We start from the raw sequence: 26,786 nt of genomic DNA, 5'->3' as shown, positions 1-26,786 counted from the left end.
CTGAACACCCTGAAGCAACAAAAAAAGCGACCTTAGGGTCGCTTTTTTTACGCCTGCAGTTCAGTCTCTGTAGACGCTGTTCAGGCTCGCGCAGCCTGGCCATTCAAGCCTTGGCGCTCTTCGGCCCGCAGGGTCAGTACCTCGAAACCTTCGTCCGTCACGGCCACCGTGTGCTCCCATTGTGCTGACAGGCTGCCGTCACGGGTCACCACGCTCCAGCCATCCTTGAGCGTGCGGGTGCCACGCCCGCCCTGGTTGATCATGGGCTCGATGGTGAACACCATGCCTGGCTTGAGCCTCATGCCCATGCCGCGCTGACCCACATGCAGCACCTCCGGCGCTTCATGCATCTGCTGGCCAATGCCATGGCCACAATACTCACGGACCACGCTGTAACCTGCGGCCTCGGCATGAGCCTGTACGGCGTGGCCAATGTCACCCAGGGTCGCGCCGGGTCGCACTTGCTCGATGCCTTTCCACAGCGCCGCGTAGGTGGTGTCGACCAGGCGCCGGGCTTCATCATCGATCTGCCCAATGGCATACATCTTCGAAGAGTCAGCGATGTAACCGCCTTGCTCCAGCGTGATGTCGACGTTGACGATCGAACCTTCTTCAAGGACTTCATGGGCGTCTGGCATGCCATGGCACACGACATGATCGACCGAGGTGTTGAGCGCAAAGGGGAAGCCGTACTGACCTTTGCTTGCCGGCCTGGCCCTCAAGGTCTGGACGATGAAGTCTTCGGCGTGGTCATTGATCTGCAGGGTGGTGACGCCTGGACGTATGAACCTGTCGAGTTCGGCGAACACCTGTGCAAGCAGTTGACCCGCGCGGCGCATCAGGTCGAGCTCGGCGGGGGATTTGATGATGACCTTGGACATAAACGCGAACAATCACTCCAGCTAGAATGCCTCAGAGCATAGACCCACGGCATACCCACATGCCAGCCTCGAGCACGAGTGCGACACTTGGGCGTGGATGATTTTCCTGTCGCCACCTGCTGTTTTCGGTACGACATGAGGCGCACGAAAGGGGGATCTTCCAGGTCATGGCACATGGCCGTTGCCTGGTTGATGAATAACGATTCACTTGCTGAACTTACTTACTCAAACCCGCTCCTATGCCGGTAGCCATTGGTGAGGGCCGCCTGCTAAGCTCGCGGCCTCTACCCTGATTGCCCTTATGGCGCATGAACAAGGAATTAGCATGAAACAGCATCGTTTGGCGGCTGCGGTTGCCCTGGTAGGCCTGGTACTGGCTGGTTGTGATCAGCAGGCCAGCAGCCCCGAACTGAAAACGCCTGCGCAGAAAGCTTCCTACGGCATTGGCCTGAACATGGGCAAGAGCCTGGCACAAGAAGGCATGGATGACCTTGATTCCAAGGCGGTAGCGCTGGGTATCGAGGATGCCGTTGGTAAGAAAGAGCAGCGCCTGAAGGACGAAGAGCTGGTAGAAGCCTTCACTGCCTTGCAAAAGCGTGCCGAAGAGCGCCTGGCCAAGGCCAGCGAAGAGGCGGCCACTGCGGGCAAGAAATTCCTTGAGGAAAACGGCAAGAAGCAAGGCGTGGTGACCACCGCCTCGGGCCTGCAATACGAGGTGATCAAGAAGGCCGATGGCCCGCAGCCCAAGCCAACCGATGTAGTGACAGTTCACTATGAAGGCAAGTTGATCGACGGCAAGGTCTTCGACAGCTCCGTCGAGCGTGGCAGCCCGATCGACCTGCCGGTCAGTGGCGTGATCCCAGGTTGGGTCGAAGCCTTGCAATTGATGCACGTTGGCGAGAAGTACAAGTTGTTCATCCCTGCTGACCTGGCGTACGGCGCCCAGAGCCCGAGCCCATTGATTCCGGCCAATTCGGTTCTGGTGTTCGACCTGGAACTGATCGCGATCAAGGACCCCGCGCAGCTGCAAGGCGGTGAGCCTGAGGCCGAGGCACCGGCTGAAGCACCGGCTGAAGCACCGGCTGAAGCACCTGCTAAGTAAGCGGTATTTCGGTTGAAACGAGCGCGCCGTCCTCACGGAGAGTTCGGCTCACTCAATCCCATTGGGGCCGCTTTGCGGCCCCAATGGTTTGTGTGGCGAAGCCAGATCCTAGAGATCCTACGCCACCGATTCGGCGTCCCGGCAGGGCCGTTCCTACACGGGTACAGCGTAATCCTCCTGCACGGGTGCCTGATAACACTCAGAGCCGTACTGAACCAGTGGCGAGGCTGCCTTGCAGTACCTACGTGTTCAGGCATACCCCATTCGAACCTGCCCCGGCACACACTGTCCGAACAAGGACAGGCACCCATTGTAAGCTGCGTCTGAAATTACGGTCCTGGGGCGGACCTGCGCAGTGAGCTGTAACCGCTGTGTAAAAAATGCCCGATCTTGTCCGGCGCCTTGTTTATGGGCCAACGGGCTCAAAAACGTCCCCCTGTTCACAAGGTTATCCACAATAAATGTGGATAACCTTTTCCGTCTGGAGGCACCATGAATGCACCTTGGAATTTCGCGCGCTTCCTGCCCCTGGCCGAGCGCCTGCTCAGTCGTGGGCGCTTGCCAGCGCTGCTGTTTGCCGTGGCCCGCAAAGGGCCGCGCTTGGGCAAGCTGCGCGAAGACGTGAAGTTGATGCAGGCCCTGTGTCTGGCCTGGTGGCGTGGCGAATACCGGGCGATCAACCGCAAGGCATTGATTACGATCGTTGCCGGCCTGCTGTATTTCGTAAGCCCCATCGATGCCATCCCTGACTGGTTGCTGGGCGTAGGCTTTCTGGATGACATCGCCGTGCTGGGGTGGGTGCTCAAGACCGTTTCCGATGAACTGGAGCGCTTCAAGGCCTGGCGAGACAGCCAGTCCCCAGAGCGGCTGCAGGTGGTAGAGCGTCTTCCAGCTACCCCCGAAGACCTGCGTCTGGAGCGTGAAATCCCTTGAGGCGTGAGTGACACAGGGGTCCCCTGGAAGGGCTCGACTGCAAAGATCCTGAACTTGGTCATATAATTGGCACATGAAACACGCCAATGGATTACCTCCAGTAATCCTCTCGAAGGGGTTTTGCAATGGATATTCAGGTCATCAGCCGGGACGGTCAACCCGAGTATGCCGTCGTAGCGTGGGAAGACTACCAAGCGCTGCTCAAAGCGGCAGGGCAGGCCCCAGCGAATACTCCGGCATCTGCACCTGTGCAAGAAAACGACTCGCACGCCGCCCTGCCTGCCTTTGCCGACGTTGGGGCCATACGCCGGGACAAGGGTATCGCCGCCGAGCACCTGGCCCGCAATGTGGGCGTCAGCCCGGCCTACCTGGCGATGATCGAATCGGGTGAGCGGCAGCCCGACGCCGCCATTCGCCGTGCGCTGGCCTGGCACCTGGGTGTGCCTGGCTGGAGCGAGGCTTCATGAGTCAGGTCAGGATCAGCCGCCAGCATTGGGACAACCTGCTGGGCGAGCTGGATCTGGCCCGACGCCAACGTCATTTGCTGACCTACCGAGCGCTCATCGAACGCCTGCAACTGCCAAGCCCTGCCATGCAGACCCTGACCGCGGCGCTTGAGTACCTGGCGGTGCTGGATGCGCGTGCCGAACAACCCCTGCGCAGTTCACTGGTGATCAGCCAGGGTGCCAGCCGTTTGCCGCGCACCGGCTTCTTTGAGTGTGTGGAGCGGCTGGGGCGCTTCACAGGGCCTGTCGATGGCATGGAGGCCGCGTCCTGGCATGCCTCTGAGGTCGCGCGCGTATTCGAATACACGTACCCCGACCCCGCCTGACCAGGCACAGCGCGCGTTCATCGGCGCTGTGCCATCCAGTCATTGGCCAGTCGCACCTATCAATGACCCAAAAGAAAAGCCGGGCATCAATGAGCCCGGCTTTTGATTACACATCAGGGAGGGTGGCGAATGATTCGTCCCTCCCCAGGGTCTGGCGCTACTTTTTAGCCACCTTGGTACTGGCGCTGAGGTAATCGATCAGGATGCGCCCGGTTTCCGACAGGTAGGCGTCGTCTTCCGGCTTGGTGTTTTCATCCTCGGCCGGCAGTGCATCCTCGTCTTCTTTTTTCAGCTCCTTGAGCGGTTCTTCACCCTTGGCCTTGCGGCGGATGTTTTCCAGTGCCAGCTGCTTGGCCTCGACTTCATCGTGGCGCGCCCGGCGTGCCTGCTCGTTGAGGCTGACAGTCTTCTCGGTCATCAGTTTCTGGGTCAATGCCAGACGGTCGCGGATGTAGATGAACTCGGCATCCTTGTCGCTGCGCGCCTGGTGTTGAGCCTTAAGCTGGGCCAGGTAAGGCTTGAAGGGGTCTACCGCAGGCTTGACGACCGGGCGGATGGTGTCCCACGGCATCGCTTCGGGCAGGGCGCTTTCGCCGATTTCCTTGGTGTCGATGATCGACGGGTAGTCGATGTCCGGCAATACACCCTGGTGCTGGGTGCTCTGCCCGGAAACGCGGTAGAACTTGGCCAGGGTCAGCTTGAGCTCGCCATGGTTGAGTGGCTGGATGGTCTGCACGGTGCCCTTGCCGAAGGTCTGGCCGCCAATGATCAACGCGCGGTGATAATCCTGCATGGCGCCGGCGAAAATCTCCGATGCCGAGGCGGACAAGCGGTTGACCAGCAACGCCAGCGGCCCCTTGTAGAAGGCACCTGGGTTTTCATCTTCAAGCACATCGACACGGCCATCGCTGTTGCGTACCAGTACGGTGGGGCCTTTTTCGATGAACAGGCTAGTGAGCTCGGTCGCTTCCTGCAGCGAGCCCCCACCGTTGTTGCGTAAATCGATGACCACGCCGTCGACTTTCTCTTTTTGCAGCTCGGTCAGCAGCTTCTTCACGTCACGCGTGGTGCTCTTGTACTCCGGGTCACCTGCGCGGTAGGCCTTGAAGTCCAGGTAGAACGCCGGGATCTCGATGATGCCGAGTTTGTAGTCACGCCCGTCCTGCTTGAGCTTGAGCACGGACTTCTTGGCCGCCTGCTCTTCAAGCTTGACCGCTTCACGCGTGATCGACACGATCTTGCTGGTCTGGTCGCTGGGGGCGTTGCTCGCCGGGATGATTTCCAGGCGTACCACCGAGCCCTTGGGGCCACGAATCAGCTTGACCACTTCGTCCAGGCGCCAGCCAACGACGTCGACCATTTCCTTGTTGCCCTGGGCTACGCCGATGATCTTGTCAGCCGGCGCGACCTGCTTGGTCTTGGCCGCAGGACCGGCGGGCACCAGGCGCACGATTTTGACCTGATCGTTGTCGCTTTGCAGTACCGCGCCGATCCCTTCAAGCGACAGGCTCATGTTGATGTCGAAGTTTTCGGCGTTGTCAGGCGACAGGTAGTTGGTGTGCGGATCGTACGACTGGGCAAAGGTATTGATGTACGCCTGGAAGATGTCTTCCGCCCGGGTCTGATCCAGACGTGCCAGCTGATTCTTGTAGCGCTTGATCAGGGTTTCCTGAATCTGCTTGGGCTCTTTGCCAGCGATCTTCTGGCGCAGCACCTCGTCCTTGACGCGTTTACGCCACAACTCGTCCAGGGCAGCCTGGTCCTTGAGCCAAGGCGCGTCCTTGCGGTCGATCAGCAAGGTCTCATTGACCGTGAAGTCGATCTTGTCCACGCCCTTGTTGAGCTCGGCCAAGGCGAAGTCCAGGCGCTGCTTGACCCGGTCCAGGTAGCGCTTGTAGATGGTGAAGCCAGGGTCGAGGTTGCCGCTTTTGAGGAAGTCGTCGAATTGCGTCTTCCACTTGTCGAACTCGGCGATGTCGGCGGCGGTGAAATAGCTGCGTGCCGGGTCCAACAGCTTGATGTAGCTGTCGTAGATAATGACCGAACGGGCGTCATCCAACGGCGGCTTGCTGTAGTGATGGCGCTTGAGCAGCTCCACCACGTTGAGGCTGGCGACGATTTCGTCGCGGTCCGGTTGCAGGCTATCCCATTTGTTGGCGGCCGCCGCATTGCCGCCGAGCGTAAGGCTGCCAAGGCCGATCATCAGTGCCAGGGCGGTGCTAGGTAGGAAATGCTTCATGCTGATTCGACGTGGGGGCAATTGATCACGCATAGTAGGCCGTCTTTTCCGTTCGCCGGTTCCATAAAACCGGGCGCATACTGCAAAAAGCCTGGGCACGGGTGCCCAGGCTCGGTCATATGATTCAACTATGGAGGCACTGTGAAGGCATTGCAAGGCGTTGACGGACATGTCACCTGGGTCGAAGCCGAACGTCCTGCGTGTGATGCAGGACAAGTACGCATCCGGGTCGCGGCTGCGGGGTTGAACCGTGCCGATTTGCTGCAGATGAAAGGGCTCTATCCGCCGCCGCCCGGCGCCAGCCCCTACATGGGCCTGGAATGTGCCGGCGTGATCGCAGAAGTGGGGGCCGGGACAGCCTGGCAGGTGGGCGACAGGGTGTGCGCACTGCTGGCCAGCGGTGCCATGGCCGAGGAAGTGATCGTTGATGCGCGGCACGTGCTGCCCGTGCCCGAAGGGCTCAGCCTGCATGAAGCGGCGGCCCTGCCGGAAGTCTACGCCACGGCGTGGCTGAACATCTTCCAGCTGGGCGGCGTCAAGGCCGGCGAGAAGGTGCTGGTGCACGCCGGTGCCAGCGGCGTGGGGTCGGCTGCCATTCAGCTGTGCAAAGCGTTCGGCAACAGCGTGTGGGTCAGCGTCGGTTCAGCCGAGCGACTGGCGTATTGCCAGGCCTTGGGCGCGGCAGGGGGCGTTGTGCGCAACCAGAACCTTGATGACCTGGAAGCCATCGGCCCATTCAATGTGATTCTCGACCCGGTCGGCGCCAGCTATGGCGAGCTCAACCTCAAGCTGCTGGCCCGCGACGGGCGCTGGGTGATCATTGGCGTGATGGGTGGACGCAAGTTCGAACTGGATCTTGCCCAGGTCATGGCCAAGCGGGCGCAGATTACAGGTTCGACCTTGCGCAACCGTGACGATGCGTTCAAGGCCGAACTGTTGAGTGACTTGCGCCAGCAAGTCTGGCCGCTGTTCGCCGAAGGCCGGTTGTCACCGCAGTTGGTCGATACCTATCCGGTGGAGTTCGCCCAGGCAGCCTACGCCGAACTCGAGACCAACCAGGTGTCCGGCAAGCTGGTCATGATCATCGACCCAAGCCTGGCCTAGTGCCGGACCCGTTTGACTGCTCGCTCACTGGCGTCATGGCGCCCTGATGGGCCCTTAAGCCTGCCCGAGCGCAGGCTTGAGGGGAGGCAGGGCAAGTGTTTGGCACTGAACAGCGAGCGCGGGTTCAGTGCCAGCTCAAGATAGGCCAACCGTGAGCTTGCGCATGCTCGCGCAACACCGGGTCCGGGTTCACGGCACAAGGGTGATCCACCTTCAGCAACAGGGGCAGGTCATTGCGCGAGTCCGAATAGAAGCTCGCGCCCTCCAGGTTTTCCTGCTCCTGGTCCAGCCAGGCCAGCAAGCGGGTGATCTTGCCTTCCCGGTAAGTGAGTACGCCGTGGGTCCGGCCGGTATAGACGCCGTTGTGGGCGTCCAGATCGATGGCCAGGTATTCGTCCACGCCCAGGCGCGCAGCAATCGGCCCAACCAGGTGTACGCCTGACGCCGAGATGATCAGCACCCGGTCCCCGCGCTTGCGATGCTCGGCAATGCAGCGGCAGGCATCGCCGAAAATGATCGGTTCGATAACCTCTTCCACCCACGGCTCGACCAGGTGTGCGACTTCTTCCAGGGTCCGCCCGGCAATCGGCTCCAGGCTGAATGCCATGTAGTCTTCCATCGCCAGTTCGCCTTTGCCGTAGGCCTCCATCAGCGCGTGGTCACGGCGCAAGAACGTCTCGCCATCCACCCATCCCAGCCGTGCCATGTGTTCGCTCCACAGTGACGCGCAGTCGCCGTGGATCAGGGTTTCGTCCAGATCGAAAATGGCTAGCGCCATACATGCATCTCCTTAAGCCACTTCCCGTAGCGCACTGGGGTCTATCGATACGCTGACCCGCTGCCCATCGGCATGCAGGTCGGCCGGCGAGCGGTTGAGCACATCCACCACCAGCTCTACCTCACGCACCTGCACCCGATAACGTATCACGTTGCCCAGCAGGCTGTGACTGCGCACCTGGGCGTCGAGTTCGCCGTGCAGGCCCAGCGTGATGGATTCGGGGCGTATGGCCAGGCGCCCGGAGACAGGGCGCTGCAACAGGCGGCTGGCACTGTCGGCATCGAGCAGGTTGTAATTTCCGATGAAGCCGGCGGCAAACAGGTCCACCGGGGCCGTGTAGAGGGTCTCAGCATCGCCGCTTTGCACGATACGGCCCTGATTCATCAGGAAGATGCGGTCCGACAGCGTCAAGGCTTCTTCCTGGTCATGGGTAACGAAGATCGTGGTCAAGCCCAGTTCCCTCTGGATGGCGCGAATCTGCTCACGCAGGTGTTTGCGAATGCGCGCATCGAGTGCCGAAAGCGGCTCATCGAGCAACAGCAGTCGGGGCCGGGTGACCAGGGAGCGGGCCAGGGCGACGCGCTGGCATTGCCCGCCAGACAACTGATGAGGGTAACGTGCGGCGAAGTCATTCAATTCCACCAGCTGCAATGCCTCTCGCACCCTTGTCTGGCTCTCATCACCCCTGACCTTCTGCATGCGCAGCCCGAAGGCAACGTTCTGCTCCACCGTCATGTTGGGAAACAGCGCATAACTCTGGAACACCATACCGATGCCGCGCTTTTGCGGGCTCTGCGGCACGATATCAATGCCGTCGAGCAGGATCTGCCCGCTGTCGACCGGCGTGAGCCCGGCGATGCAGCGCAGCAGCGTGGACTTGCCGCACCCTGAAGGGCCGAGCAGGGTGATGAACTCGCCCCGTTCGATCTGGCAATCGATCTGGCTGAATACCGGGCTACCGGCGTAGCTTTTCTGCAGGTTGCGTACGCTGACGTAGCTCATCTCAGGTCTTGTCCTTGTTCAGGCGGTTGGCGACCCACGTCAAAATCAGCACGAAGGCGAAATAGGAAATCACCAGCGCACTGTTGAAGTGGCCGCTGCTGTTGCGCATGTTGTTGAGGTAGACCTGCAGGGTTTCGTAGCGCGTGCCCACCAGCAGGTTGGCGAACACGAACTCCCCGAACAGGAACGAGAACGACAGAAAAAGGGCCACCATCAGGCCTTTGCGCAGGTTGGGAAGTACCACCAGCAAAGCCGCCTGCCAGGTGCTGGCGCCCAGCAATTGCGCCGCGTCCATCAGGTCGCGCAGGTTGATGGCCTGCAGGTTGTTGGTGATGGCCCGGTACATGAAGGGCAGGGCAATGGTGAAGTAGCAGCCGATCAGGATCCACGGTGTCCCCACCATGGCCATCGGCCCACTGCCATACAGTTGCAGCAACCCCACCGACGACACCACAGGTGGCACGGCAAACGGCAGCAGGATCAGGACATTCATCAACGCGTCGAGCCGGGGGAAGTGATAATGCACCACGAACAGCAGCGGCAGGATCAGCACCACCGATAGCAGCAATGCCCCAACGCACACCAGCAACGACTGGCCGAACGCTGCCAGAAAGCGCGGCTCGCTCCACAACGCCACGTACCACTTCAGGGTCAGGCCGCTGGGTAGTAGAGTGGCCGACCAACTGGTGGCCAGGGAGTAGAGCAGGGTGCCGGCCAGTGGCATCAGCAGAATGAGAAACAGCAGGTAGACCACGGCGCGGTGGTACCAGCCGCCGCTACGGGAATCAGCGCGCATGGTAGCTCCTTTTCAACAACCATTGATGCACCACGGTGACCACTGTCATCAGCCCTACCAGCACCATCGCCAGGGCACTGGCAAGGTTCGGATCGAGGCTGATGTCGCCGGCCACCAGGCCAGCGATGCGAATGGGCAGTACGTTGAAGTTGCCGGTGGTCAGGGCATAGACCGTGGCATAGGCGCCCAGGGCGTTGGCCAGCAGGATGACGAAGGTGCCCAGCAGCGCCGGGGCTAGCACCGGCAGCCCGATGTGCCGCCAGAACTGCCAGTGGTTAGCACCTAGCAGCGCAGCCGACTCGCGCCAGTCTTCGCGCAGCGCGTCGAAGGCCGGGTACAGCAGCAGGACACCCAGTGGGATCTGGAAATAGGTGTAAACCAGGATCAGCCCGCTCTTGGAGTAGATGCTGAAGTCTTCCAGCAGGCCCATCTGCTTGAGCAACAGGGTCAATGCGCCGTTGAAACCGAGCAGGATGATGAACGCGAACGCCAGCGGCACGCCGGCAAAATTGCTGGTCATGTTGGCAAAGGCGCTGACGAAGTCGCGCAGCCGTGAGTCCACCTGACGTAGCGAATAGGCGCCCAGGGTCGCGATGATGATGCCGAACAGGCTGGACCAGAAGCTGATCTCCAGGCTGCGTTGCAGGGCTTGCAGGTAGAACTTGGAGGCGAACACCTTGCTGAAATTGTCCATGCCCCAACCTGCCTCCGACTGCAGGCTGCTCAGCGCCACCCAGGCCAGCGGGGCAATCTGGAAGACCACGAAAACGACAGCGAAGGGCACCAGGCACAACAATGCCAGGTACCGACCACGGGGCGACTGGCTCATTTGAGCAACTCCCGGCAGACCGATTTGTCGTGAGCGGCGCCGAGCAACTCGCAGATGGTCCCGCACAGGTCGGTCTGCAGCGGCTTGGCCGAAGGGTCGAGGCTGAAGGCTGCGCCGAACACGAACAAGGGCACTTCGCGCTCTTCGGCCAGCAGGCCGTTGTGCGAGCGGTCGTTGTTCATGCCATGGTCGGCGGTCACCAGCACCTGGTAGCCCTCGTCGAGCCACTTGGGCAGATAGTCGGCCAGCAGGATGTCTGCGCTGCGGGCAGCGTTGCGGTATTGGCTGCTGTCCAGCCCATGGTGGTGGCCCACATCGTCGATGCTCATCGGGTGCACCAGCAGAAAATTGGGCGCATGACGCCGGCGCAGGTATTCGCCGTCGGCCAGCAGGTGTGAATCGGGGTAGCGATCGTCCCAGTAGAACAGCCCATGCTGGATGGGCAACTTGGGGGCGTGGGTGTGCCGGTCACGCTGGGGGTCGAAAGGCGAGCGGTTGTACAGCTCGCTCATCCAGTGATAGGCCGCGGCTGCCGTGCCCAGGTTGGCCTCGCGGGCGTAGTGGAACACGCTGCGCTGGTTGGAAAGCCGGTTGACGTTGTTATGCACGATGCCGCTGTCGATAGGGGGAACACCTGTGAGAATGCACTCGTACAGCGGGCGGGACAGCGATGGCAGTTCGCACTCCATGCGGTAAAGCGCGGCGCGGTCAGCCTCGACATAGGCGTGCAAATGGCCCATGGCGTGGTGGGCAACCTGATAGTTCAGCCCGTCCAACAGCACCAGGATGACGTTGTGGCTCATTGATGACTCCGCAAAAACATCGGGGAGAGGGCGCCTGCAGTGCGCGGCGCCGCGCCAGGGGGTTACTGCTGGCGCGACGCCGGCTCGCTAGGGCTGCCACGCAGGCAGGACGACCCGCATGGCAGTTGGCAGGCCAGTTTGCCTGCTTCATTCCATTTCGATGATTACCTGTTCTTGCCACAACTGCGGCAGCTTCTTGGAGGTCGCTTCCCACACTTCGGCATTCTTGATCGGTTGCGCAGGCGCGTATTGCTCGTTGGGCAGCAATTTGGCCTGCACATCCTCCGGCAGCTTCAGGTGCTCGGCGCGAATCGGGCGTGCGTGCCCCTTGGCCAGGTTGATCTGCCCGGCATCGCTGAAGATGTATTCACGCGTCAGTTTCGCTGCATTGGGGTGCTTGGCGTACTTGTTGATGATGGTGGTGTAGCCCGAGGTGATTGAGCCGTCCGATGGGATCAGCACTTCAAAGCGCTTGGGGTCGATCTGATCGCGGTAGCTCAAGCCATTGAAGTCCCAGACCACGCCCACTTCCACCTCGCCCTTTTCCAGGGTCTGGATGGTCGGGTTGGCCAGGGACAGGCGTTTTTGCTGGGCCAGTTTGGTGAACAGTTGCAGGCCTGGGGCCACGTTGCTCTCATCGCCCTTGTAGGCGATGGCGGCGCCCAGCACGCCGTTGGCGGCCTGGGCGGCGGTGCCGACATCACCGATGGCCACCTTGTACTTGCCGCGTTCCAGGTCGTGCCAGGTCTTGGGCCGCTCTGATTCTTTGACCAGGTCCTTGTTGATGATGAACGCGATGGTGCCGGTGTAGGCCAGCGCCCAATGGCCATCCTTGTCCTTGGCCCACTCTGGCACCTGGTCCCAGGTGCTTGGCTTGTACGGCTGGCTTACGCCCTTGGCAATGGCAATGGGCCCGAACGCTGCGCCCACGTCGCCGATGTCGGCACTGGCATTGTCTTTTTCCGCCTCGAACTTGGCGATTTCCTGGGCCGAACTCATGTCGGTGTCGCTGTGCTTGAGCCCGTATTTGCTGGCCAGGTCCTGCCAGGTGTCCTTCCAGTTGGCCCAGGCATCGGGCATGCCCACGCTATTGACCGTGCCTTCCTTGCGGGCGGCATCCTCCAGTGCCTTGAGGTCATCGGCGGCCATGGCCGACGTGCAGAACGCGATTGCCGAACCGAGCAGTGACGCCATGAACAACTTTTTCATCCGTAGCTCCTTGGGTGGGTGCATCGACCGAACGCTGTTATGTATGAAGCCGTTGTCTGCAGCCTTGGTCTAGGTCAGCAAACCTTGAGCCAAGGTAGGCCGGTAGCGTGACAATTTGATGTAGCCCCAGGTCCTGCTGCCTGATCGCGGCTTCTGGCAGTACAGCGTAGACCACCTGGGAGCCGGGCCTCACAAGGCCTGGCCCGTTTCTGGCAGCGCTAGCCGGGCAGGCTTGTCACGGGATGTTCATCAGCCCTGCCTAGGCTTGCACCCAGTGCCCGGTGCCCTGTCGTGGGGCTGGCCTAGTCCAGATAGGTAACCTTTGATGCAGCCAATGCCACCGCGCGCGGTAACAGCCATTTGTAACGCCCTTGAGGAGCAGATCGAGCACGGCCTGTTGGCGCCGGGCGGCAAGCTGCCCGCCGAGCGCCGGCTCAGCGAACTCTTCGCCACCACGCGCATCACCCTGCGCGAGGCGTTGGTGCAGTTGGAGGCAAGGGGCTTGATCTATCGCGAAGAGCGGCGGGGCTGGTTCGTGGCTCCCGAGCGCTTGAGCTATGACCTCATCGCGCGCAGCCACTTCCATGCAATGGTGCGTGAGCAGGGGCGAGCCGCCAGTACCGAGCTGCTGTCGGCTCGGCTGCAGCCGGCTTCGGCGGCCATCTGCGCGCGGCTGCAGCTGCCGGCGTTGTCCAGTGTGGTGCGCATCTGCAGGCTCAGGCGTATCGACGGCAGGGCGGTGCTGTACGCCGAGCACTACCTCAACCCGCGTTACTTCCCGGCCATCCTCGAACACGACCTGGCGCAGTCATTGACTGAAATCTATGAGCGCCAATACGGTCTGCACTACGGGCAGGTGTGCTTCGAGATCTTGCCCACCGCATTGCCCGTGCAGGCGGCCGGAGCGTTGAGGGTGTCAGCGGGCAGCCCGGGGCTGCAGATCACCCGGGTCAACAGCGACCAGCATGGGCAGCTGATCGACTGCGACCTGGAATACTGGCGCCATGACGCCATTTGTATCAGGGCACAGGCAGGCTAGCCGGGCGGCCTCCCGGGGGGCGCCGGCGTGGCCACGATCCGTGGCCAATCGACTTCAACTGGACGCCTCGGCTTGTGTCAGGGCGCCTGCGCCGGCCGTTACCACTTGCACCGACAGCCTGGGCGTTGCCAGGTCCAGGCCGGCTTCGTCGAGCTGGCGCTTGAGTGCCAGGTTGAAAGCCCGCGACACTTCCCACTGCTTGATCGGCGCCGTCTTGAAGCGGGCGCGCAACACTGCTGACCCCGACTCGAAGCTCTCCACCCCTTGCAGTTCCAGTGGCGACCAGATATTGCGCCGCATCAGCGGATCGCTGCGCAGCTTCTGACCGACCTCGCGCACCAGCGTGATCGCCTGGTCGATGTTCATGTTGTAGGGGATCGCCACGCGGAAGATCGCGTAGCCGAATTCGCGGGAGTAGTTCTTGATGCTCTTGATTTCGCTGAATGGAATGGTGTGCACGATGCCATCAATGTCCCGCAGGCGCACGGTGCGGATGGTCAGGCCTTCTACAGTGCCCAGGTGGCCGCCGACATCCACGTAGTCGTCGATGGCCAGGGAGTCCTCGATGATGATGAACAGCCCGGTGATCAGGTCGGCCACCAGTGACTGGGCACCAAAGCCGATCGCCAGGCCGATGACACCGGCACCGGCCAGCAGCGGCGTCACGTTCATGCCCATGTTGGCCAGGGCCACGATCACCGCGATGATGAAGATGAACACGAACATCACGTTACGGATCAACGGCATCATGGTCTGCGCCCGGGCGTTGGCCATGCCGCGGCGCGAGCGGACCAGCGCATGGTGTACCGCCGTGTCGGCCAGGATCCACACCAGCCAGGCGACGATCAGCGTGCCTGCCAGGCCCATCAGGCGCAGGCTGATGTCATGCCCGTCGCCTTCGGCGAAGCTGATCATCGACAGCCCCCATACCCGAAGACCCAGTTCGATGAACACCAGCCAGATGAACAGGTGCACCAGCAAGTAGCCAAAGTTGCGCAGCCGCTCGGCATACACCGCATGGCGTTTGCCGGCGCGCTTGGGGTTGGCGGCGTGGCGGCGCACCAGGCCATTGAGCACCATGCACACCACGACCAGCACCGTGCACATCAGTGACTGGCGAAGCGCCGTGCTGGTGTCACCGGCCGAGACGAAAGTGGCGAACAGGGAGATGGCCACCAGAATCAGCGCCGGAATGAACCAGAAACTGCCCAGGATCTCGATGGTGTCGCTCAGGGTTCGTCGCGTCAGGCGGCGCGACAAGGGTTGGTTGCGGATCAGGTGGGCGATGGGCCGGCGAAAACGCAGGATGAACAGGCCAGTGCACACCGCGGCGACGACGTTGGCCAAGGTGGCCACCCCATGGGCCAGGTGTATGCCCAGCGCAGCGGTGAGGCGCGGGTCGCTCATGGCCTCGCCGAAGGCGGCAAAGCTGCCGATCAGCCACAAGGGCCGGAATGCCCGGTGGCGCAGGATGTGCAATGCCCGGTGGCGGTGTGGGCCGTCCAGCAGGGAAAACGCGATCACGCAGATGGCCGAGAAGCAGGTGCCCACCACCAGGGCATACGCCAGCACCATGGCCAGCGATTTACCCAGCGACGGGGGCAGTACGAAGCTCAGGTACACCGTGAACACCAGCGCAACCAACCACGGGCCCAGCTTGCGCAGGGCGAAGCGGACCAGGTCCCAGGTGCGGGGATGTTGGGGCAGTTCTTCGCTCAGGCCGAACCGCAGGCGAACCCGATGGCCCACCCAGTTGAAGGCGAATGCCAGCACGCTCCACACCGCAATCACTGCTGCAAAGCCGAACAGGATCGCGGGCCATTGGTGAACCGGCACCATCAAGGCCGCCAGTTCCTCCTGGGCCTGGTCGATTTCCATGCCCCAGCGCTGGAACGGGTTGGCCTCGCCGGTGAACTGCTTTTCGAAATCGTGCAGGGCGCCACCGATCAAGCCGAGCACGCCTTGCTCAACGCTCGGTTGTGACTTCTGCGTGGCGTCGCGCAGCTTTTTCAAGTCGGCCAGGAGCTTGGCACGCTGCTGGTCGTTCTCAAGGCTCTTGATCACCTCGTCCAGGGATTTGCCCAGCGGCTCGGAAGCCTCGGGCTGGGCGGGGGCACTGGAACCGAGAAGGCCGGGCAGGCCTGCTGCGTGTACAGGGCCGGTGGACAGCAACAGCAGGACAAGCAGGTAACGCAGAAGGGCAGGCACGGGCAGATCTACCTCAGGTCAAACGATTGCCCGAGTGTAGAGGTTTATGACGGCAGTTTCTCCAGGATCTTCCAGCAGGTCAGGCCGAAGATGCCCAGGGTGCCTGCCCACATCATCAGCACGCCAACATCGCGCTCGCGCAGGCCGAACCCGAGGGTGAGCAGCAGCAGGGATGCGCAGACGGGAATCAGCAGGGCCAGGAAGGGTGACATGGCAACAGTCCTTTGCAGTGAGACATGCCGTTAGCATAGTCGCTAACCCCCGGCCCGGCCTGCCTGAGGCGAACGTGTAGGCCATGTGCAGCAGTGCGGTCTGTTGGCGCCGGGTGTGTAGCACCGCGGCGCTCTGCGTGGCTCACGGCAGGTCGTGACTGCGGTAGAACGCTGTCAGGACCTTCACCAGGTGCGCCAGGTCATGGCTGCCGCACAGCTCGCGAATGGAGTGCATGGCAAAGGTCGGCAGCCCGATGTCGACCGTCCGCACGCCAAGGTGGCTGGCCGCAATGGGCCCGATGGTCGAGCCGCAACCCATGTCGCTGCGTACCACGAAGCTCTGCACCGGTACTTCCTCGGCCATGCACAAGTGGCGGAAGAAGCCGGCGGTTTCGCTGTTGGTGGCGTAGCGCTGGTTGTTGTTCACCTTGATCACCGGCCCTGCGTTGAGTTTCGGGCCATGGTTGCCGTCGTGCTTGTCGGCGTAGTTCGGGTGCACGCCATGGGCATTGTCGGCCGAAACCATCAATGAACGCTGGATGGTGCGCACGTAGGCGTCGCCGTCGGGCAACAGGCGCTGCAAAGTCTGCTCGAGCATCGGCCCGTCTGCGCCGCAGGCCGAGCTGCTGCCGACTTCCTCGTGGTCGTTGCACACCAGGATGCAGGTTTCATCGCTGTCGGCGGCCAGCAGGGCTTGCAGCCCGGCGTAGCACGACAGCAGGTTGTCCAGGCGGGCACCGGCAATGAAGTCGCCATTGAGCCCGATCTGCGCGGCGTCCTGGGTATCGTAGAAGCTCAGCTCGTAGTCCAGCACGACGTCGGCGTTGAGTTGGTGCTCGCGCGCCAGTTGTTCGGTCAGCAGGGCGCGAAAGTCGATGCGCTCGTCACCGGCCACTTGCGCCAGGATCGGTGGCAGTTCGGTCTGCGGGTTGATATGCCAGCCATCGTTGGCGGTACGGTTGAGGTGGATGGCCAGGTTGGGGATGACCGCGATCGGCAGCTTGAAGTCGACAAGCTGGCTTTCCACCTTGCCGTCACGGCGGTAGGTGACCCGGCCCGCCAGCGACAGGTCGCGGTCGAACCACGGCGCCAGCAGGGCCCCGCCATACACCTCCACGCCCAGCTGCAAGAAGCCCTGGCGCTGCAGTTCCGGTTGCGGCTTGACCCGCAGGCAGGGGCTGTCGGTGTGGGCGCCGACCATGCGGATGCCGTTGAGCAGCGGTGCCTGCCTGCCCATCTTGATCGCGATGATCGATGAATCGTTACGGGTGACGTAATAGCGCCCGCCTGACACGACGGACCAGCTCTCGCGCTCGTCCAGGCGCTGGTAGCCAGCGGCCTCCAGGCGCAGGGCCAGGCTGGCGGTGGCGTGGAAGGGAGTAGGGGAGGCCTTGAGAAAATCGATCAGGCCTGCATTGAGTACATCGCGCATAGTTCACTCCAGACAGCAGTGGCGCGAGTTTAGCGTATTGAGTCGCCCAGCGGTGTCGGGCTGTGGGTTGCGCACTTGGCTGGATGGCTACAGGCCGCACACCGGCCACAGCGCCTCAGCCCGCATCACAGTTGGTCAGGGCAGCGCCGGCAGCTCTGATGGACTGCGAAGACACAGCCATGCCCGATCAAAACGGCGCCGGGCACTCGAATTTGAGGCGTTCACCGGACAACGGGTGGGTAAAGCTGAGCATCGATGCATGCAGGCACAGCCGCTCATGGGCGGCCAAGGCCTGAGGGTTGGCATACAGCCGATCACCCAGCAGTGGGTGGCCGATCGATAACATGTGCACACGCAGTTGATGCGAGCGCCCTGTGATCGGTGTCAGCTCCACACGGCAGTACTCGCCGCAACGTTCCACCACCCGCCAGAACGTCAGCGCATGCTTGCCTTGTTCATGGTCCACGACGTGGCGTGGCTTGGTGGGTGGGTCATACCGCAGTGGCAGGTCGATGCTGCCGCTGTCCAGTGCCGGCTGCCCCCAACACAGGGCGGTGTAGGCCTTCTCGGTTTCCCGGTCATGGAACTGGCGCGACAGCTCGCGGTGGCTGTCGGCATCACGGGCCAGCAGGATGATGCCCGACGTCTCCCAGTCCAGACGATGCACGATCAGCGCGTCGGGATAGCCGTTTTCCTGGAGACGGGTGATCAGGCAATCCTTGTTGTCTTCAGCCCGGCCAGGGACCGACAGCAGCAGCGTCGGCTTGTTGATCACCAGGATGGCGGCGTCTTCGTGAAGGATCTGAATGGTCGACAGCGGCATTGCGTGGTCTCTGTTGAATCAGGAGAAAAAGCGGGGCGGTGCTGCACCCCATATGCGGCAAGGCCGCTCCGACAGGGGAGTGCGATCCCTTGTCGGAGCGGCCTCGTGCCGCGAATGGCTGCAGCGCAGCCCCGGCTCTCTGCCGGATCAGCGATCCGGTAGGGTAATGTTCAGCTCAAGAATGGAGCAGCTGCCCTGGTTTTCCAGCTCGATGTGCACATCGTCATTGCCGATGTTCACATACTTGCGAATCACTTCCAGCAGTTCCTTCTGCAACTCGGGCAGATAGTCCGGTTCGCTGCGTTGTCCGCGCTCGTGCGCCACGATGATCTGTAGACGCTCTTTCGCCACCGACGCGCTGGTCTGTTTCTGTCTGCCACGAAAGAAGTCAAAAAGGTTCATGGTTTATTTGCTCCCGAAAATGCGCTCGAAGAATCCCTTCTTCTGTACATCGATGAAGCGCATCGGCTTCTCTTTGCCCAGCAGGCGGTCGACTGCGTCACTGTACGCCTGGCCGGCATCACTCTGGTCATCGAGAATGACCGGGATACCCTGGTTGGATGCCTTGAGCACCGCCTGCGATTCGGGAATCACGCCCTTGAGCTTGATCGAGAGAATCTCTTCCACGTCGGCCACGCTCAGCATTTCGCCCTTGACGACGCGCTCGGGATGGTAACGGGTGATCAGCAGGTGTTCCTTGATCGGCTCTTCGCCGTTTTCCGAGCGGCGCGACTTGCTCGACAGAATGCCGAGCATGCGGTCGGAGTCACGAACCGAAGACACTTCGGGGTTGGTGACCACGATGGCCTCGTCGGCGAAGTACATGGCCAGGTGGGCACCTTTCTCGATACCGGCCGGCGAGTCGCAGATCACGTATTCGAACTGCTCCTTCAGGTCCATCAGGACCTTCTCGACGCCTTCCTGGGTAAGGGCGTCCTTGTCACGGGTCTGGCTGGCCGCCAGCACGTACAGGTTTTCCAGGCGCTTGTCCTTGATCAGGGCTTGTTGCAGGTTGGCTTCGCCATTGACCACGTTGACGAAGTCATAAACCACACGGCGTTCGCAGCCCATGATCAGGTCGAGGTTACGCAGGCCCACGTCGAAGTCGACGATGACCGTCTTGTGGCCACGCAGTGCGAGGCCGGTACCGATGGCGGCGCTGGTGGTGGTCTTGCCCACACCCCCTTTGCCGGAAGTAACCACGAGAATCTTGGCCAAGGTGTTTCACCCCTAAAATGATCGGGACGCAAGTCCCTGCAAATAACTGAAATAACGGCAACGATAAAAAAGTTGCTCTAAAAATGCTGGCAAGTATCCGTTAAAGACGGGTGATGTTCAACACGTCGCCAGACAGGCTGACTTGTACGCCAGCGCCCCATAACGGATCGCGGCGCAAGTCTTCGCACACTTTGTACTGGCCGGCAATCGAGACCATTTCAGCGGTCATCTGCTGGCAGAAGATACGCGCCTTGGTATTGCCCTTGATACCTGCCAGGGCACGGCCGCGCATGGCGCCGTACACATGGATGTTGCCATCGGCAAGAAGTTCCGCACCCGGGCTGACCGAAGCGGTGACCACCAGGTCCCCCCCTTGGGCGTAGATCTGCTGGCCGCCACGTACCGGAGCGGTGATGATGCGCGTGGCGCGTACCTCGGGTTCGAGCACCGGTGGCGGGGCAGGGGCCGGCTCGGGCTTCTTGGCCTCGGGCTCGGGTTCCAGTGGCCGCTCGCGGGCGCCGGACGGGGGCAGTACTGGCAGATCGATGGCGATGGCCGCGGCAATGTCTTCGATGCGGTTAGCGCGGATGGCCAGGGTCCGCAGGCCATGGTGGCGGCAAATGCGCATCAAGCCAGGCAGGTCGATCGCACCTTCGCCGGCCGGCAGCTTGTCCAGCGCCAGCACCAACGGCGTATTGCTGAAGAAGTTCGGCGCCTGGGCCACTTTGGCCGCCAACTGGCGATCAAGGGCTTCAAGGTCATTGCGCGCCAGTTCCAGAACGGTAATGGCAAGCATGCTGCCCTTGAGCTGGAACACGGAGGGAGTGTCGGAGGTGTGGTTTGGGCTCATGGTCTGCATAGACGGCTTGTTGCGGAAAAAGTGCCCTGACTTATAACGATAAGACCGGTTGCCCGCAACATGAGCCGATCCGTTGTAGAATGCGCGGCCCATGTCTTGCTGGAAGCTTCAATGGATCGCCCGCGTTTTCGTCCCTATTTCCTTCATCCCAAGTTCTGGGGCCTGTGGCTGGGTCTGGGGCTGCTGTGGCTGGTGGTGCAGTTGCCCTACCGTGTACTGCTCAAGCTGGGTGCGGTGTTAGGCGCGATCATGTACCGCTTTGCCGGTGAGCGCAGGCGTATCGCCGCGCGCAACCTGGAACTGTGCTTCCCCGAACGGTCGGCGGACGAACGGCAGCGCTTGCTCAAGGCCAACTTCGCCTCGACCGGCATCGCCTTCTTCGAAATGGCCATGAGCTGGTGGTGGCCCAAGGCGCGGTTGGCGCGCCTGGCGCATGTCGAGGGGCTCGAGCACTTGCAGGCCGCCCAGCAGGCGGGGCAGGGGGCGATCCTGATGGCGGTGCACTTCACTACCCTGGAAATCGGCGCGGCCTTGCTCGGCCAGCGTCACACCATCGACGGCATGTACCGCGAGCATGGCAATGCCCTGTTCGATTTCATCCAGCGCAGCGGACGCGAACGGCATAACCTGGACTCACTGGCCGTGGAGCGCGAGGATGTCAGGGGCATGCTTAAGCTGCTGCGCGCCGGCCGCGCGATCTGGTACGCGCCCGATCAGGACTACGGCGCCAAGCAAAGCCTGTTCGTGCCCTTGTTCGGGATCCCGGCAGCCACGGTCACGGCCACCACCAAGTTCGCGCGCTTGGGCCGCGCCCAGGTCATTCCGTTCACGCAGAAGCGACTCGAAGACGGCAGCGGCTATCGGTTGGTGATTCATCCCCCGTTGAGCGATTTCCCCGGTGAAAGCGAAGAGGCTGACTGCCTGCGGATCAACCAGTGGGTAGAGCAGGTGCTGCGCGAATGCCCCGAGCAGTACCTGTGGGCCCACCGCCGGTTCAAGTCCCGACCGGACGGGGCCCCAAGGCTGTACGAAAAGAAAAGGCGTTGAAAGCGACCGCGCCGCTGCCGTGACGGCAGTGGCGCTGCCAGATTACTCGGCGATCTGCAGCTTGCGCGACTGGGTATAGACGTAGCGCACCTTTTCATACTCGAACGGTGAGTTCATCTGCCCGTAGCGGAAGTTGGTGGTGTAGCGCTTGTCGATGACCCGCAGGCCGAAGAATTCCGGATTTTCGCGGCTGACCTTGGCCATGTCCAGGTAGTTGATCGCCTGCTCGCCGGAATAATCCACCACCAGCCCAGCGGTGTCGCGCAGGTTCGAAGGGCCCAACAGCGGCAGCATCAGGTAAGGGCCTGCCGGCACGCCATAGAAGCCCAGGGTCTGGCCGAAATCCTCGCTCTGGCGCGGCAGGCCCATCTTGGTCGCCGGGTCCCACAAACCGCCTACCCCGATGATTGTGTTGAACATCAGCCGTGCCGTGATCTCGGCCGAGCGTTTGGCCTTGAGCTGCAGCACGCTGTTGAACAGATTGGGCACGTCCCCCAGGTTGTTGAAGAAGTTGGTCACCCCACTGCGCAGAAAACGCGGGGTGACGTACTGGTAGCCATTGACCAGCGGCAGCAGCACCCATTGGTCCAGGCGGTAGTTGAAATGATAGATGCGGCGATTCATCGACTCGAGCGGGTCGTAGACGTTCAGCGCTTCGAGGGTAGAGCGCTCGAATTCACGTTGGTCCAGGCCCGGGTTGAATTTCAACTCGCGCAACGGATCCAGGAAGCCGTCGGCTTCCGGGGCCAGTGGGGCGGTGCCGATCACCTGCGGATCAGCCTCGACGACGCTGGCTCTGGGTGCGGTCTCGGCGGCCAGGGTATGGCCTGCGGCAAGCAGGGCCGTGGCAAAGAGCAGTTTGTTAACCACGGAAGAACTCCAGCATGGCGTCACTGTTGACGCGGTAGTTGATGTTGCCGCAATGGCCACCATGGGGATAAAGGGTCAGGCGATCACCGAACACCTTGCGCAGGAACCCGATATCGCCTGGGCCGAGAATAACGTCGTCGGCATTGTGCATCACGGCGATCTTGGGGCTGTTTTGCAAGTAGTCGGCCAGCGCGTACAAGCTTACCTGATTGGTCAGCTCCAGGATGGTGCCTCCACCGGTGCGGGCACGCCACATCGGGATGACCTGTTCGGTCATGTAGCAATCGAAATCGCACTGCAAGGCACGCTTGAAGTAGGGCGTCAGGCTCGTGCCTTCGGTGATCTTCACCTTCGGTGGGATGATCAGGCCGCGACGGTTGATCAGGTCGGAAGTGAAGGCGATATCGGCGGCCGAGAAACGGAACGAGGTGCCGATGAGCATGGCCATCTGTTCGTTGGACAAGTGCTGGCGCGACTGCTGGAAATCGTACAAGAGCGCTTCGTTGAGGTCGATAAAGCCCTTTTCCTGGAAGTAGCGCGTGAGTTTTTCCAGCATCAGCTCATAGAACGTGGTGCTCCGGTCGATCCCCTTGACCTGGGTCTGCACCAGCTTGTCCAGGTTGTTGATCGAGGTGTAGAGGTTCACGGGTGGGTTGAGCAGCAGCACACGCTTGAAGTTGAAGCTGCGCCGGGTTTCATCCAGGTGGCTGACGAAGGCCGCATCGAGGGCGCCCAGGCTATAGCCGGTCAGGTAGAACTCGGTCACGGGCAGGCGAGGGTGCTGGGCGCGGACCGATTGCATCACCCGGTACATGTCTTCGGCGTCATCCTGGCTGATGCCGGGGGTGGCGAAGCGCGACGCTGCGCTGATGAAATCGTAGCTGGTGGGCGAGGACAACTGCACCACGTGGAAGCCGGCTTTGTAGTACAGCTTTTTAAGGTATTCGTTGATGCTGCTGCTGTAGGACGCACCGGTGCCGGCAATGATGAAGATCAACGGGGCGGCGTGGTCCTGTTGGGCCATGCGGTACTTGAGTTTCTTGACCGCCCAGAAGTTGTCCGGCAGCGTGAATTCACGCTCGGGGCGCAAGGTGAGGCTGTAGTCGGACTGGTCGATCTCGTCATCGCTGGGCAGCATCGGGCGCTGATCCGGCGGCGTCGTGGCGATGGTCGCCTCGAACGGGTTGGTCAGGGGGTAGCCATAGCTCGCGGCGTCGATATCCCGCGCAGAAGCGGCCACAGCCATGAGCAGGCTGCCAAGAACGGCAGCGAGGCGCAAAGAACGAAGCATGTAATCCCCCAAAAGAACGCAAGGTGGCGCGTGTGCAAGCTAAGACCACGATGGCCGTGGCAAAGTTGCCGGGCGTGATGGCCTTTGGTGTGCCTGTTATCTGAACGTCGAGGCAGGCGAGGTATTTTGCCTTAGACCGTGGCGTAGGCGATCATGGATTTTTTCGATCAATCACCGTGGAGAAATGAATGGGTCGCACGTTACCTGGCGCATTACTGCTGATGTTCGTCGGGCTCTGGCTCGCTGCCAGCTATGGCGTGCGCTACGGGCTGATGGAGGACGGGCAGTGGGTAGGGTTGTGCACTCAGCCAGCAGCCTATTGGCAGTGCGAGGTTCGGGCATTGCTGGGGTTGGGTATTCACCACCAGGTCCTGGCCTGGGCCGGGCTGGCCCTGGCAGTGCTTGGCTGGCTGCTAAAGGGACGGACTGGTAAATGGCTGGCCGGCATTGCCCTGTTATTCGCAGTGCCAGCATTGGTGCTGTACACCGCGAGCATCGCCGTATTTGCATTGGTGCTGGCGGGGCTGCGTCTGGTCAGGTAAATGAGCGCCCGCCAGGGGGCGCTCCGTGACGCTGACGGAAAGAGGTATCAGGCGCGGCCGAGCCTCAAGCTGCGCCACAGGGCAGCAGTCATCAGCGCGCTCACGGCTGCCCAGCGCCAGGCCTGTCCGCTGTTCAGCCCTTCGATGAATAGCTGCGGCAGTATGCCAAGGCCGATGATACCTGCCAGCAAGGTAGCCTCCCGTCGCCGTGTCAGCACGGGCCACAGCACGAACACTAGGGCTGGCAAGGCCAACGCTGCGCTGGGAAAACTGCGGTAGCGGGGGTCGAACACCATTGCCAATGTGCTCACGGCGCCTGCAAAGCCGGCCAGCAGCAGCAACCCGCCGGCCCGCTTTTGCAGCCAGTCAGACCAGCGCCCGCGCACGCCTGGCGGCTGGGCCAGATGCAGCAGTGCCCGGGCCAGTACCAGCACGTTCAACCCCGCCAACAGCCCTGCCCACACCCACTCCGGGGCGAAACGGGCGTGGCTGCGCATCAACTCGCCCCACAGGCCCAGACACGCCGCACCGGACATGGCCAGCAGCGGCATGGCCCACGCGCCTGTGCGTGTGCGGGGTCGCCCGGCCATGCACAGCATCAGCGCTGCCAGCGCCGCGCACCCCAGCCACCAAGTGGGCCAGTCGGGCAAGTTGCTGACGGGCCCTTCGAGGATGCCCTTGTCCTGCCGATCGGCATCGTATAGGCCCCAATACCCACCCACGGCACCTTCGTTGGCGCGTTTCCAGGGCTGGTCGAAAGCTTCGATCAGGTTATAGCGCCAGCCATTGTGCTCGGCCATGGCGACGAAGCCGCGAATGAAGCGCGCCTCGTTGACCCGGCTGGGCAGGGCGGTTTCACGCTGCCGGCCTTCGCTGGGCCAGCCGGTTTCACCGATCAGGATGTCCTTGGGCGCGAAGCGCTCGCCGAACTGCCGGCGTATGTCGGCGACATGGGCCAGCGCATCGTCGATGCCCCGTGGCTCGTCTTCCCAATACGGCAGCAAGTGAATGGTGAGAAAGTCCACTTCAGGCGCGATCTCAGGGTGCTGCTGCCAGAACTCCCACACATCGGCATAGGTAACCGGCACGCTTACCTGACGCTTGACCCGCGCAATCAACTCGGCCAGTCGTTTGCCGGTGACTTCCTTGCGCAGCAAGGTCTCGTTACCCACGATGACGGCGCTGACCACATCGGGGTTGGCGTTGGCGGCGGCGATCAGCAGCGCGACTTCCCGGTCGGTATCGGCCGGGTGGGCATTGACCCAGGCCCCGAGCATCACCTTCAGGCCATGCTTGCGCGCCAGCGCCGGGATAGCCTCAAGACCGCTCATGGAATAGGTGCGGATGCACTGGAATCGCTCAGCGAGCAGGGCCAGGTCGGCGTCCATGCGCGCCGGGCGCAGTTGCATGGGTTGGTCGTAGGGCGACTGGTCTTTGTCGAACGGGGTATAGGATGCGCACTGCAGCTTGTGCGTGGCATTGGCGGCGTCTGGCAGGTTCACCGGTCTGCCCAGCCCGTACCAGAGCCCACCGAGCCCGAGCAGACCGATCAGGCAGGCAAGGGTATATAGACATGTCAGCAGGCGGGGAGAACTGGGCATCGGGCGGTCCATCGTCGGGGGCAAAAGGGCCAATAGTAGCCCGGCGCCAAACCTTTGGCATGCAAGGATCGCGCAGGCAGGTCCATGCCGCTGCCGCTAATGGCACAGTGCTGTCGCGTATGAGCGCCTGGGCGTCGTACTTGGATCAGGTCTGGCTTGGTTGCAGGCAGATGATGGAATCTCCAAGACCTGACGAGGGAATGCTTTGATGGCTACTTCAACAAAAATGCGTCGTTTCCTGGGCGTGGGTACCGCCCTGGCACTGGCCTTGAGCGGCGCACAGGCCATGGCCAAAGAAGTCAGCATTGGTTACGTGGATGGGTGGGCAGACAGTGTGGCTACCACCAACGTGGCCGCCGAGGTGATCAAGCAGAAGCTTGGCTACGATGTGAAGCTGCAAGCCGTGGCCACGGGCATCATGTGGCAGGGCGTGGCCACCGGTAAGCTCGATGCCATGCTGTCGGCATGGCTGCCGGTGACCCATGGTGAGTACTGGGCCAAGAACAAGGACAACGTGGTCGACTACGGCGCTAACTTCAAGGATGCCAAGATTGGCCTGATCGTGCCTGAGTACGTCAAGGCGGTGAGCATCGCTGACCTGAAGACCGATTCCTCGTTCAAGCAGAAAATCGTCGGCATCGATGCGGGTTCCGGTGTCATGATCAAGACCGATCAGGCGATCAAGGACTACGACCTGACCGGCTACAAGCTGCAGGCAAGTTCCGGTGCTGCGATGACCGCCGAGCTGGGCCGTGCCTACGCCAAGCAGCAGTCCATCGCCGTGACTGGCTGGGTCCCGCACTGGATGTTCGCCAAATGGAAACTCAAGTTCCTCGAAGACCCCAAAGGCGTGTATGGCGCTGCTGAGACCGTCAACAGCATCGGTAGCAAGGAGCTGGCCACCAAGGCCCCGGAAGTGGCCGAGTTCCTGAAGAAGTTCAGCTGGCAATCCAAGGATGAGATCGGCGAGGTGATGCTGGCTATCCAGGAAGGCGCCAAGCCCGAGGCGGCCGCCAAGGACTGGGTGGCCAAGCACCCAGAGCGAGTGAAGGAGTGGACGGGCAAGTAAATTGCCTGTGCGGTGATCCCTGCAATGAAGCCGTTCGAGCCTTAAGCGTTCGAGCGGTTTTGTTCGG

Annotated in this window: 27 protein-coding genes; 9 read left to right on the top strand and 18 right to left on the bottom strand. The window is 61.9% G+C overall.

Annotated elements, in window-relative coordinates; all coding sequences use genetic code 11:
• Positions 1 to 80: 80 nt before the first annotated feature.
• On the bottom strand, positions 81 to 881 hold the full coding sequence (gene map / locus ACF8R3_RS07935; RefSeq protein ID WP_058604171.1) for a type I methionyl aminopeptidase: 801 nt from the start codon (positions 879 to 881) through the stop codon (positions 81 to 83).
• 325 nt (positions 882 to 1,206) lie between these two features.
• Between map and ACF8R3_RS07930 the strand changes: the two genes are divergently transcribed.
• From ACF8R3_RS07930 to ACF8R3_RS07915, 4 genes are all read left to right on the top strand, one after another.
• Entirely contained in the window at positions 1,207 to 1,983 is a 777-nt protein-coding gene (locus tag ACF8R3_RS07930; protein WP_182139627.1) for an FKBP-type peptidyl-prolyl cis-trans isomerase, read from the top strand.
• Between the two features lie 492 nt (positions 1,984 to 2,475).
• Positions 2,476 to 2,916 carry a YkvA family protein gene (locus ACF8R3_RS07925; RefSeq protein ID WP_058604173.1) on the top strand — a complete coding sequence of 147 codons (441 nt, stop codon included), beginning with the start codon at positions 2,476 to 2,478 and terminating at the stop codon, positions 2,914 to 2,916.
• A gap of 125 nt (positions 2,917 to 3,041) precedes the next feature.
• Complete coding sequence (locus tag ACF8R3_RS07920; RefSeq protein WP_058638029.1) at positions 3,042 to 3,383, top strand: helix-turn-helix domain-containing protein; 342 nt, start codon at positions 3,042 to 3,044, stop codon at positions 3,381 to 3,383.
• Positions 3,380 to 3,748, top strand: coding sequence for a hypothetical protein (locus ACF8R3_RS07915; RefSeq protein WP_027915781.1), 369 nt, complete (start codon positions 3,380 to 3,382; stop codon positions 3,746 to 3,748). Before ACF8R3_RS07920 ends, ACF8R3_RS07915 begins: the two co-directional genes overlap by 4 nt.
• A 157-nt stretch (positions 3,749 to 3,905) precedes the next feature.
• On the opposite strand, the gene ACF8R3_RS07910 is transcribed toward ACF8R3_RS07915, so the two are convergent.
• Complete coding sequence (locus ACF8R3_RS07910) at positions 3,906 to 5,987, bottom strand: carboxy terminal-processing peptidase (RefSeq protein ID WP_178102743.1); 2,082 nt, start codon at positions 5,985 to 5,987, stop codon at positions 3,906 to 3,908.
• A 141-nt stretch (positions 5,988 to 6,128) separates the two neighbouring features.
• Here ACF8R3_RS07910 and ACF8R3_RS07905 point away from each other — a divergent pair, with 141 nt between their 5' ends.
• Positions 6,129 to 7,091, top strand: coding sequence for an NAD(P)H-quinone oxidoreductase (locus ACF8R3_RS07905; protein WP_078478957.1), 963 nt, complete (start codon positions 6,129 to 6,131; stop codon positions 7,089 to 7,091).
• A 124-nt stretch (positions 7,092 to 7,215) separates the two neighbouring features.
• Here ACF8R3_RS07905 and ACF8R3_RS07900 read toward each other — a convergent pair whose 3' ends face one another.
• From ACF8R3_RS07900 to ACF8R3_RS07875, 6 genes are all read right to left on the bottom strand, one after another.
• Positions 7,216 to 7,869, bottom strand: a complete 654-nt coding sequence (locus ACF8R3_RS07900) for an HAD family phosphatase (RefSeq protein WP_058604177.1) — start codon at positions 7,867 to 7,869, stop codon at positions 7,216 to 7,218.
• Between the two features lie 12 nt (positions 7,870 to 7,881).
• The gene (locus ACF8R3_RS07895) at positions 7,882 to 8,871 is read right to left on the bottom strand and encodes an ABC transporter ATP-binding protein (RefSeq protein ID WP_058638033.1); all 990 of its coding nucleotides are present in this window, start codon (positions 8,869 to 8,871) and stop codon (positions 7,882 to 7,884) included.
• Between the two features lies 1 nt (position 8,872).
• Entirely contained in the window at positions 8,873 to 9,667 is a 795-nt protein-coding gene (locus ACF8R3_RS07890) for an ABC transporter permease (RefSeq protein ID WP_392515415.1), read from the bottom strand.
• Positions 9,657 to 10,496 carry an ABC transporter permease subunit gene (locus tag ACF8R3_RS07885; protein WP_058604180.1) on the bottom strand — a complete coding sequence of 280 codons (840 nt, stop codon included), beginning with the start codon at positions 10,494 to 10,496 and terminating at the stop codon, positions 9,657 to 9,659. Before ACF8R3_RS07885 ends, ACF8R3_RS07890 begins: the two co-directional genes overlap by 11 nt.
• Positions 10,493 to 11,299 (bottom strand): alkaline phosphatase family protein, encoded by an 807-nt coding sequence (locus ACF8R3_RS07880; RefSeq protein WP_058604181.1) that lies wholly within the window; start codon positions 11,297 to 11,299, stop codon positions 10,493 to 10,495. The genes ACF8R3_RS07885 and ACF8R3_RS07880 overlap by 4 nt, the downstream gene beginning before the upstream one ends.
• A 147-nt stretch (positions 11,300 to 11,446) precedes the next feature.
• A complete protein-coding gene (locus tag ACF8R3_RS07875; protein WP_392515413.1) occupies positions 11,447 to 12,508 on the bottom strand; it encodes an ABC transporter substrate-binding protein in 1,062 nt (353 codons plus the stop codon).
• Positions 12,509 to 12,833: 325 nt separating this feature from the next.
• Between ACF8R3_RS07875 and ACF8R3_RS07870 the strand changes: the two genes are divergently transcribed.
• Entirely contained in the window at positions 12,834 to 13,547 is a 714-nt protein-coding gene (locus ACF8R3_RS07870; RefSeq protein ID WP_058604183.1) for a UTRA domain-containing protein, read from the top strand.
• A 54-nt stretch (positions 13,548 to 13,601) separates the two neighbouring features.
• On the opposite strand, the gene ACF8R3_RS07865 is transcribed toward ACF8R3_RS07870, so the two are convergent.
• From ACF8R3_RS07865 to minC, 7 genes are all read right to left on the bottom strand, one after another.
• On the bottom strand, positions 13,602 to 15,755 hold the full coding sequence (locus ACF8R3_RS07865; protein ID WP_100852068.1) for a mechanosensitive ion channel family protein: 2,154 nt from the start codon (positions 15,753 to 15,755) through the stop codon (positions 13,602 to 13,604).
• Positions 15,756 to 15,799: 44 nt separating this feature from the next.
• On the bottom strand, positions 15,800 to 15,967 hold the full coding sequence (locus tag ACF8R3_RS07860) for a hypothetical protein (protein ID WP_167339350.1): 168 nt from the start codon (positions 15,965 to 15,967) through the stop codon (positions 15,800 to 15,802).
• Positions 15,968 to 16,109: 142 nt separating this feature from the next.
• Positions 16,110 to 17,399, bottom strand: a complete 1,290-nt coding sequence (locus tag ACF8R3_RS07855; protein WP_058604185.1) for a M18 family aminopeptidase — start codon at positions 17,397 to 17,399, stop codon at positions 16,110 to 16,112.
• A gap of 187 nt (positions 17,400 to 17,586) precedes the next feature.
• The gene (locus ACF8R3_RS07850; protein WP_058638035.1) at positions 17,587 to 18,222 is read right to left on the bottom strand and encodes an RluA family pseudouridine synthase; all 636 of its coding nucleotides are present in this window, start codon (positions 18,220 to 18,222) and stop codon (positions 17,587 to 17,589) included.
• Between the two features lie 147 nt (positions 18,223 to 18,369).
• Complete coding sequence (gene minE / locus ACF8R3_RS07845; RefSeq protein ID WP_009682849.1) at positions 18,370 to 18,624, bottom strand: cell division topological specificity factor MinE; 255 nt, start codon at positions 18,622 to 18,624, stop codon at positions 18,370 to 18,372.
• A 3-nt stretch (positions 18,625 to 18,627) separates the two neighbouring features.
• The gene (minD, locus tag ACF8R3_RS07840; RefSeq protein ID WP_012313198.1) at positions 18,628 to 19,440 is read right to left on the bottom strand and encodes a septum site-determining protein MinD; all 813 of its coding nucleotides are present in this window, start codon (positions 19,438 to 19,440) and stop codon (positions 18,628 to 18,630) included.
• Positions 19,441 to 19,540: 100 nt separating this feature from the next.
• On the bottom strand, positions 19,541 to 20,299 hold the full coding sequence (gene minC / locus ACF8R3_RS07835; protein WP_058604187.1) for a septum site-determining protein MinC: 759 nt from the start codon (positions 20,297 to 20,299) through the stop codon (positions 19,541 to 19,543).
• Between the two features lie 111 nt (positions 20,300 to 20,410).
• Here minC and ACF8R3_RS07830 point away from each other — a divergent pair, with 111 nt between their 5' ends.
• Positions 20,411 to 21,346, top strand: a complete 936-nt coding sequence (locus ACF8R3_RS07830; RefSeq protein WP_196127895.1) for a lipid A biosynthesis lauroyl acyltransferase — start codon at positions 20,411 to 20,413, stop codon at positions 21,344 to 21,346.
• Positions 21,347 to 21,388: 42 nt separating this feature from the next.
• Here the strand turns inward: ACF8R3_RS07830 and ACF8R3_RS07825 are convergent, their stop codons facing one another.
• Together ACF8R3_RS07825 and ACF8R3_RS07820 are read right to left on the bottom strand one after the other, a co-directional pair.
• Complete coding sequence (locus ACF8R3_RS07825) at positions 21,389 to 22,216, bottom strand: VacJ family lipoprotein (RefSeq protein ID WP_058638036.1); 828 nt, start codon at positions 22,214 to 22,216, stop codon at positions 21,389 to 21,391.
• Entirely contained in the window at positions 22,209 to 23,507 is a 1,299-nt protein-coding gene (locus tag ACF8R3_RS07820; protein ID WP_058604190.1) for a serine/threonine protein kinase, read from the bottom strand. Before ACF8R3_RS07820 ends, ACF8R3_RS07825 begins: the two co-directional genes overlap by 8 nt.
• A 188-nt stretch (positions 23,508 to 23,695) precedes the next feature.
• Between ACF8R3_RS07820 and ACF8R3_RS07815 the strand changes: the two genes are divergently transcribed.
• On the top strand, positions 23,696 to 24,049 hold the full coding sequence (locus ACF8R3_RS07815; RefSeq protein ID WP_392515411.1) for a hypothetical protein: 354 nt from the start codon (positions 23,696 to 23,698) through the stop codon (positions 24,047 to 24,049).
• A 47-nt stretch (positions 24,050 to 24,096) separates the two neighbouring features.
• Here the strand turns inward: ACF8R3_RS07815 and ACF8R3_RS07810 are convergent, their stop codons facing one another.
• Positions 24,097 to 25,662, bottom strand: a complete 1,566-nt coding sequence (locus ACF8R3_RS07810; RefSeq protein ID WP_197844501.1) for a beta (1-6) glucans synthase — start codon at positions 25,660 to 25,662, stop codon at positions 24,097 to 24,099.
• A 196-nt stretch (positions 25,663 to 25,858) separates the two neighbouring features.
• Here ACF8R3_RS07810 and ACF8R3_RS07805 point away from each other — a divergent pair, with 196 nt between their 5' ends.
• Positions 25,859 to 26,719, top strand: coding sequence for a glycine betaine ABC transporter substrate-binding protein (locus ACF8R3_RS07805; protein WP_058604193.1), 861 nt, complete (start codon positions 25,859 to 25,861; stop codon positions 26,717 to 26,719).
• Positions 26,720 to 26,786 lie beyond the last annotated feature (67 nt).

Origin of the sequence: Pseudomonas sp. FYR_7 (assembly GCF_043106155.1) — a bacterium.
GTDB classification, from domain to species: domain Bacteria; phylum Pseudomonadota; class Gammaproteobacteria; order Pseudomonadales; family Pseudomonadaceae; genus Aquipseudomonas; species Aquipseudomonas parafulva_B.
The sequence above is the reverse complement of the archived record's forward strand: the minus strand, read 5'-3'. Positions and strand labels throughout refer to the sequence as shown.

Bases quoted from the DNA above. Each gene is read 5' to 3' on its own strand.
- map (WP_058604171.1), bottom strand. From the start codon at position 881: ATGTCCAAGGTCATCATCAAATCCCCCGCCGAGCTCGACCTGATGCGC.
- ACF8R3_RS07930 (WP_182139627.1), top strand. From the start codon at position 1,207: ATGAAACAGCATCGTTTGGCGGCTGCGGTTGCCCTGGTAGGCCTGGTA.
- ACF8R3_RS07925 (WP_058604173.1), top strand. From the start codon at position 2,476: ATGAATGCACCTTGGAATTTCGCGCGCTTCCTGCCCCTGGCCGAGCGC.
- ACF8R3_RS07920 (WP_058638029.1), top strand. From the start codon at position 3,042: ATGGATATTCAGGTCATCAGCCGGGACGGTCAACCCGAGTATGCCGTC.
- ACF8R3_RS07915 (WP_027915781.1), top strand. From the start codon at position 3,380: ATGAGTCAGGTCAGGATCAGCCGCCAGCATTGGGACAACCTGCTGGGC.
- ACF8R3_RS07910 (WP_178102743.1), bottom strand. From the start codon at position 5,987: ATGAAGCATTTCCTACCTAGCACCGCCCTGGCACTGATGATCGGCCTT.
- ACF8R3_RS07900 (WP_058604177.1), bottom strand. From the start codon at position 7,869: ATGGCGCTAGCCATTTTCGATCTGGACGAAACCCTGATCCACGGCGAC.
- ACF8R3_RS07895 (WP_058638033.1), bottom strand. From the start codon at position 8,871: ATGAGCTACGTCAGCGTACGCAACCTGCAGAAAAGCTACGCCGGTAGC.
- ACF8R3_RS07890 (WP_392515415.1), bottom strand. From the start codon at position 9,667: ATGCGCGCTGATTCCCGTAGCGGCGGCTGGTACCACCGCGCCGTGGTC.
- ACF8R3_RS07885 (WP_058604180.1), bottom strand. From the start codon at position 10,496: ATGAGCCAGTCGCCCCGTGGTCGGTACCTGGCATTGTTGTGCCTGGTG.
- ACF8R3_RS07880 (WP_058604181.1), bottom strand. From the start codon at position 11,299: ATGAGCCACAACGTCATCCTGGTGCTGTTGGACGGGCTGAACTATCAG.
- ACF8R3_RS07875 (WP_392515413.1), bottom strand. From the start codon at position 12,508: ATGAAAAAGTTGTTCATGGCGTCACTGCTCGGTTCGGCAATCGCGTTC.
- ACF8R3_RS07870 (WP_058604183.1), top strand. From the start codon at position 12,834: ATGCAGCCAATGCCACCGCGCGCGGTAACAGCCATTTGTAACGCCCTT.
- ACF8R3_RS07860 (WP_167339350.1), bottom strand. From the start codon at position 15,967: ATGTCACCCTTCCTGGCCCTGCTGATTCCCGTCTGCGCATCCCTGCTG.
- ACF8R3_RS07855 (WP_058604185.1), bottom strand. From the start codon at position 17,399: ATGCGCGATGTACTCAATGCAGGCCTGATCGATTTTCTCAAGGCCTCC.
- ACF8R3_RS07850 (WP_058638035.1), bottom strand. From the start codon at position 18,222: ATGCCGCTGTCGACCATTCAGATCCTTCACGAAGACGCCGCCATCCTG.
- minE (WP_009682849.1), bottom strand. From the start codon at position 18,624: ATGAACCTTTTTGACTTCTTTCGTGGCAGACAGAAACAGACCAGCGCG.
- minC (WP_058604187.1), bottom strand. From the start codon at position 20,299: ATGCAGACCATGAGCCCAAACCACACCTCCGACACTCCCTCCGTGTTC.
- ACF8R3_RS07830 (WP_196127895.1), top strand. From the start codon at position 20,411: ATGGATCGCCCGCGTTTTCGTCCCTATTTCCTTCATCCCAAGTTCTGG.
- ACF8R3_RS07820 (WP_058604190.1), bottom strand. From the start codon at position 23,507: ATGCTTCGTTCTTTGCGCCTCGCTGCCGTTCTTGGCAGCCTGCTCATG.
- ACF8R3_RS07815 (WP_392515411.1), top strand. From the start codon at position 23,696: ATGGGTCGCACGTTACCTGGCGCATTACTGCTGATGTTCGTCGGGCTC.
- ACF8R3_RS07810 (WP_197844501.1), bottom strand. From the start codon at position 25,662: ATGGACCGCCCGATGCCCAGTTCTCCCCGCCTGCTGACATGTCTATAT.
- ACF8R3_RS07805 (WP_058604193.1), top strand. From the start codon at position 25,859: ATGGCTACTTCAACAAAAATGCGTCGTTTCCTGGGCGTGGGTACCGCC.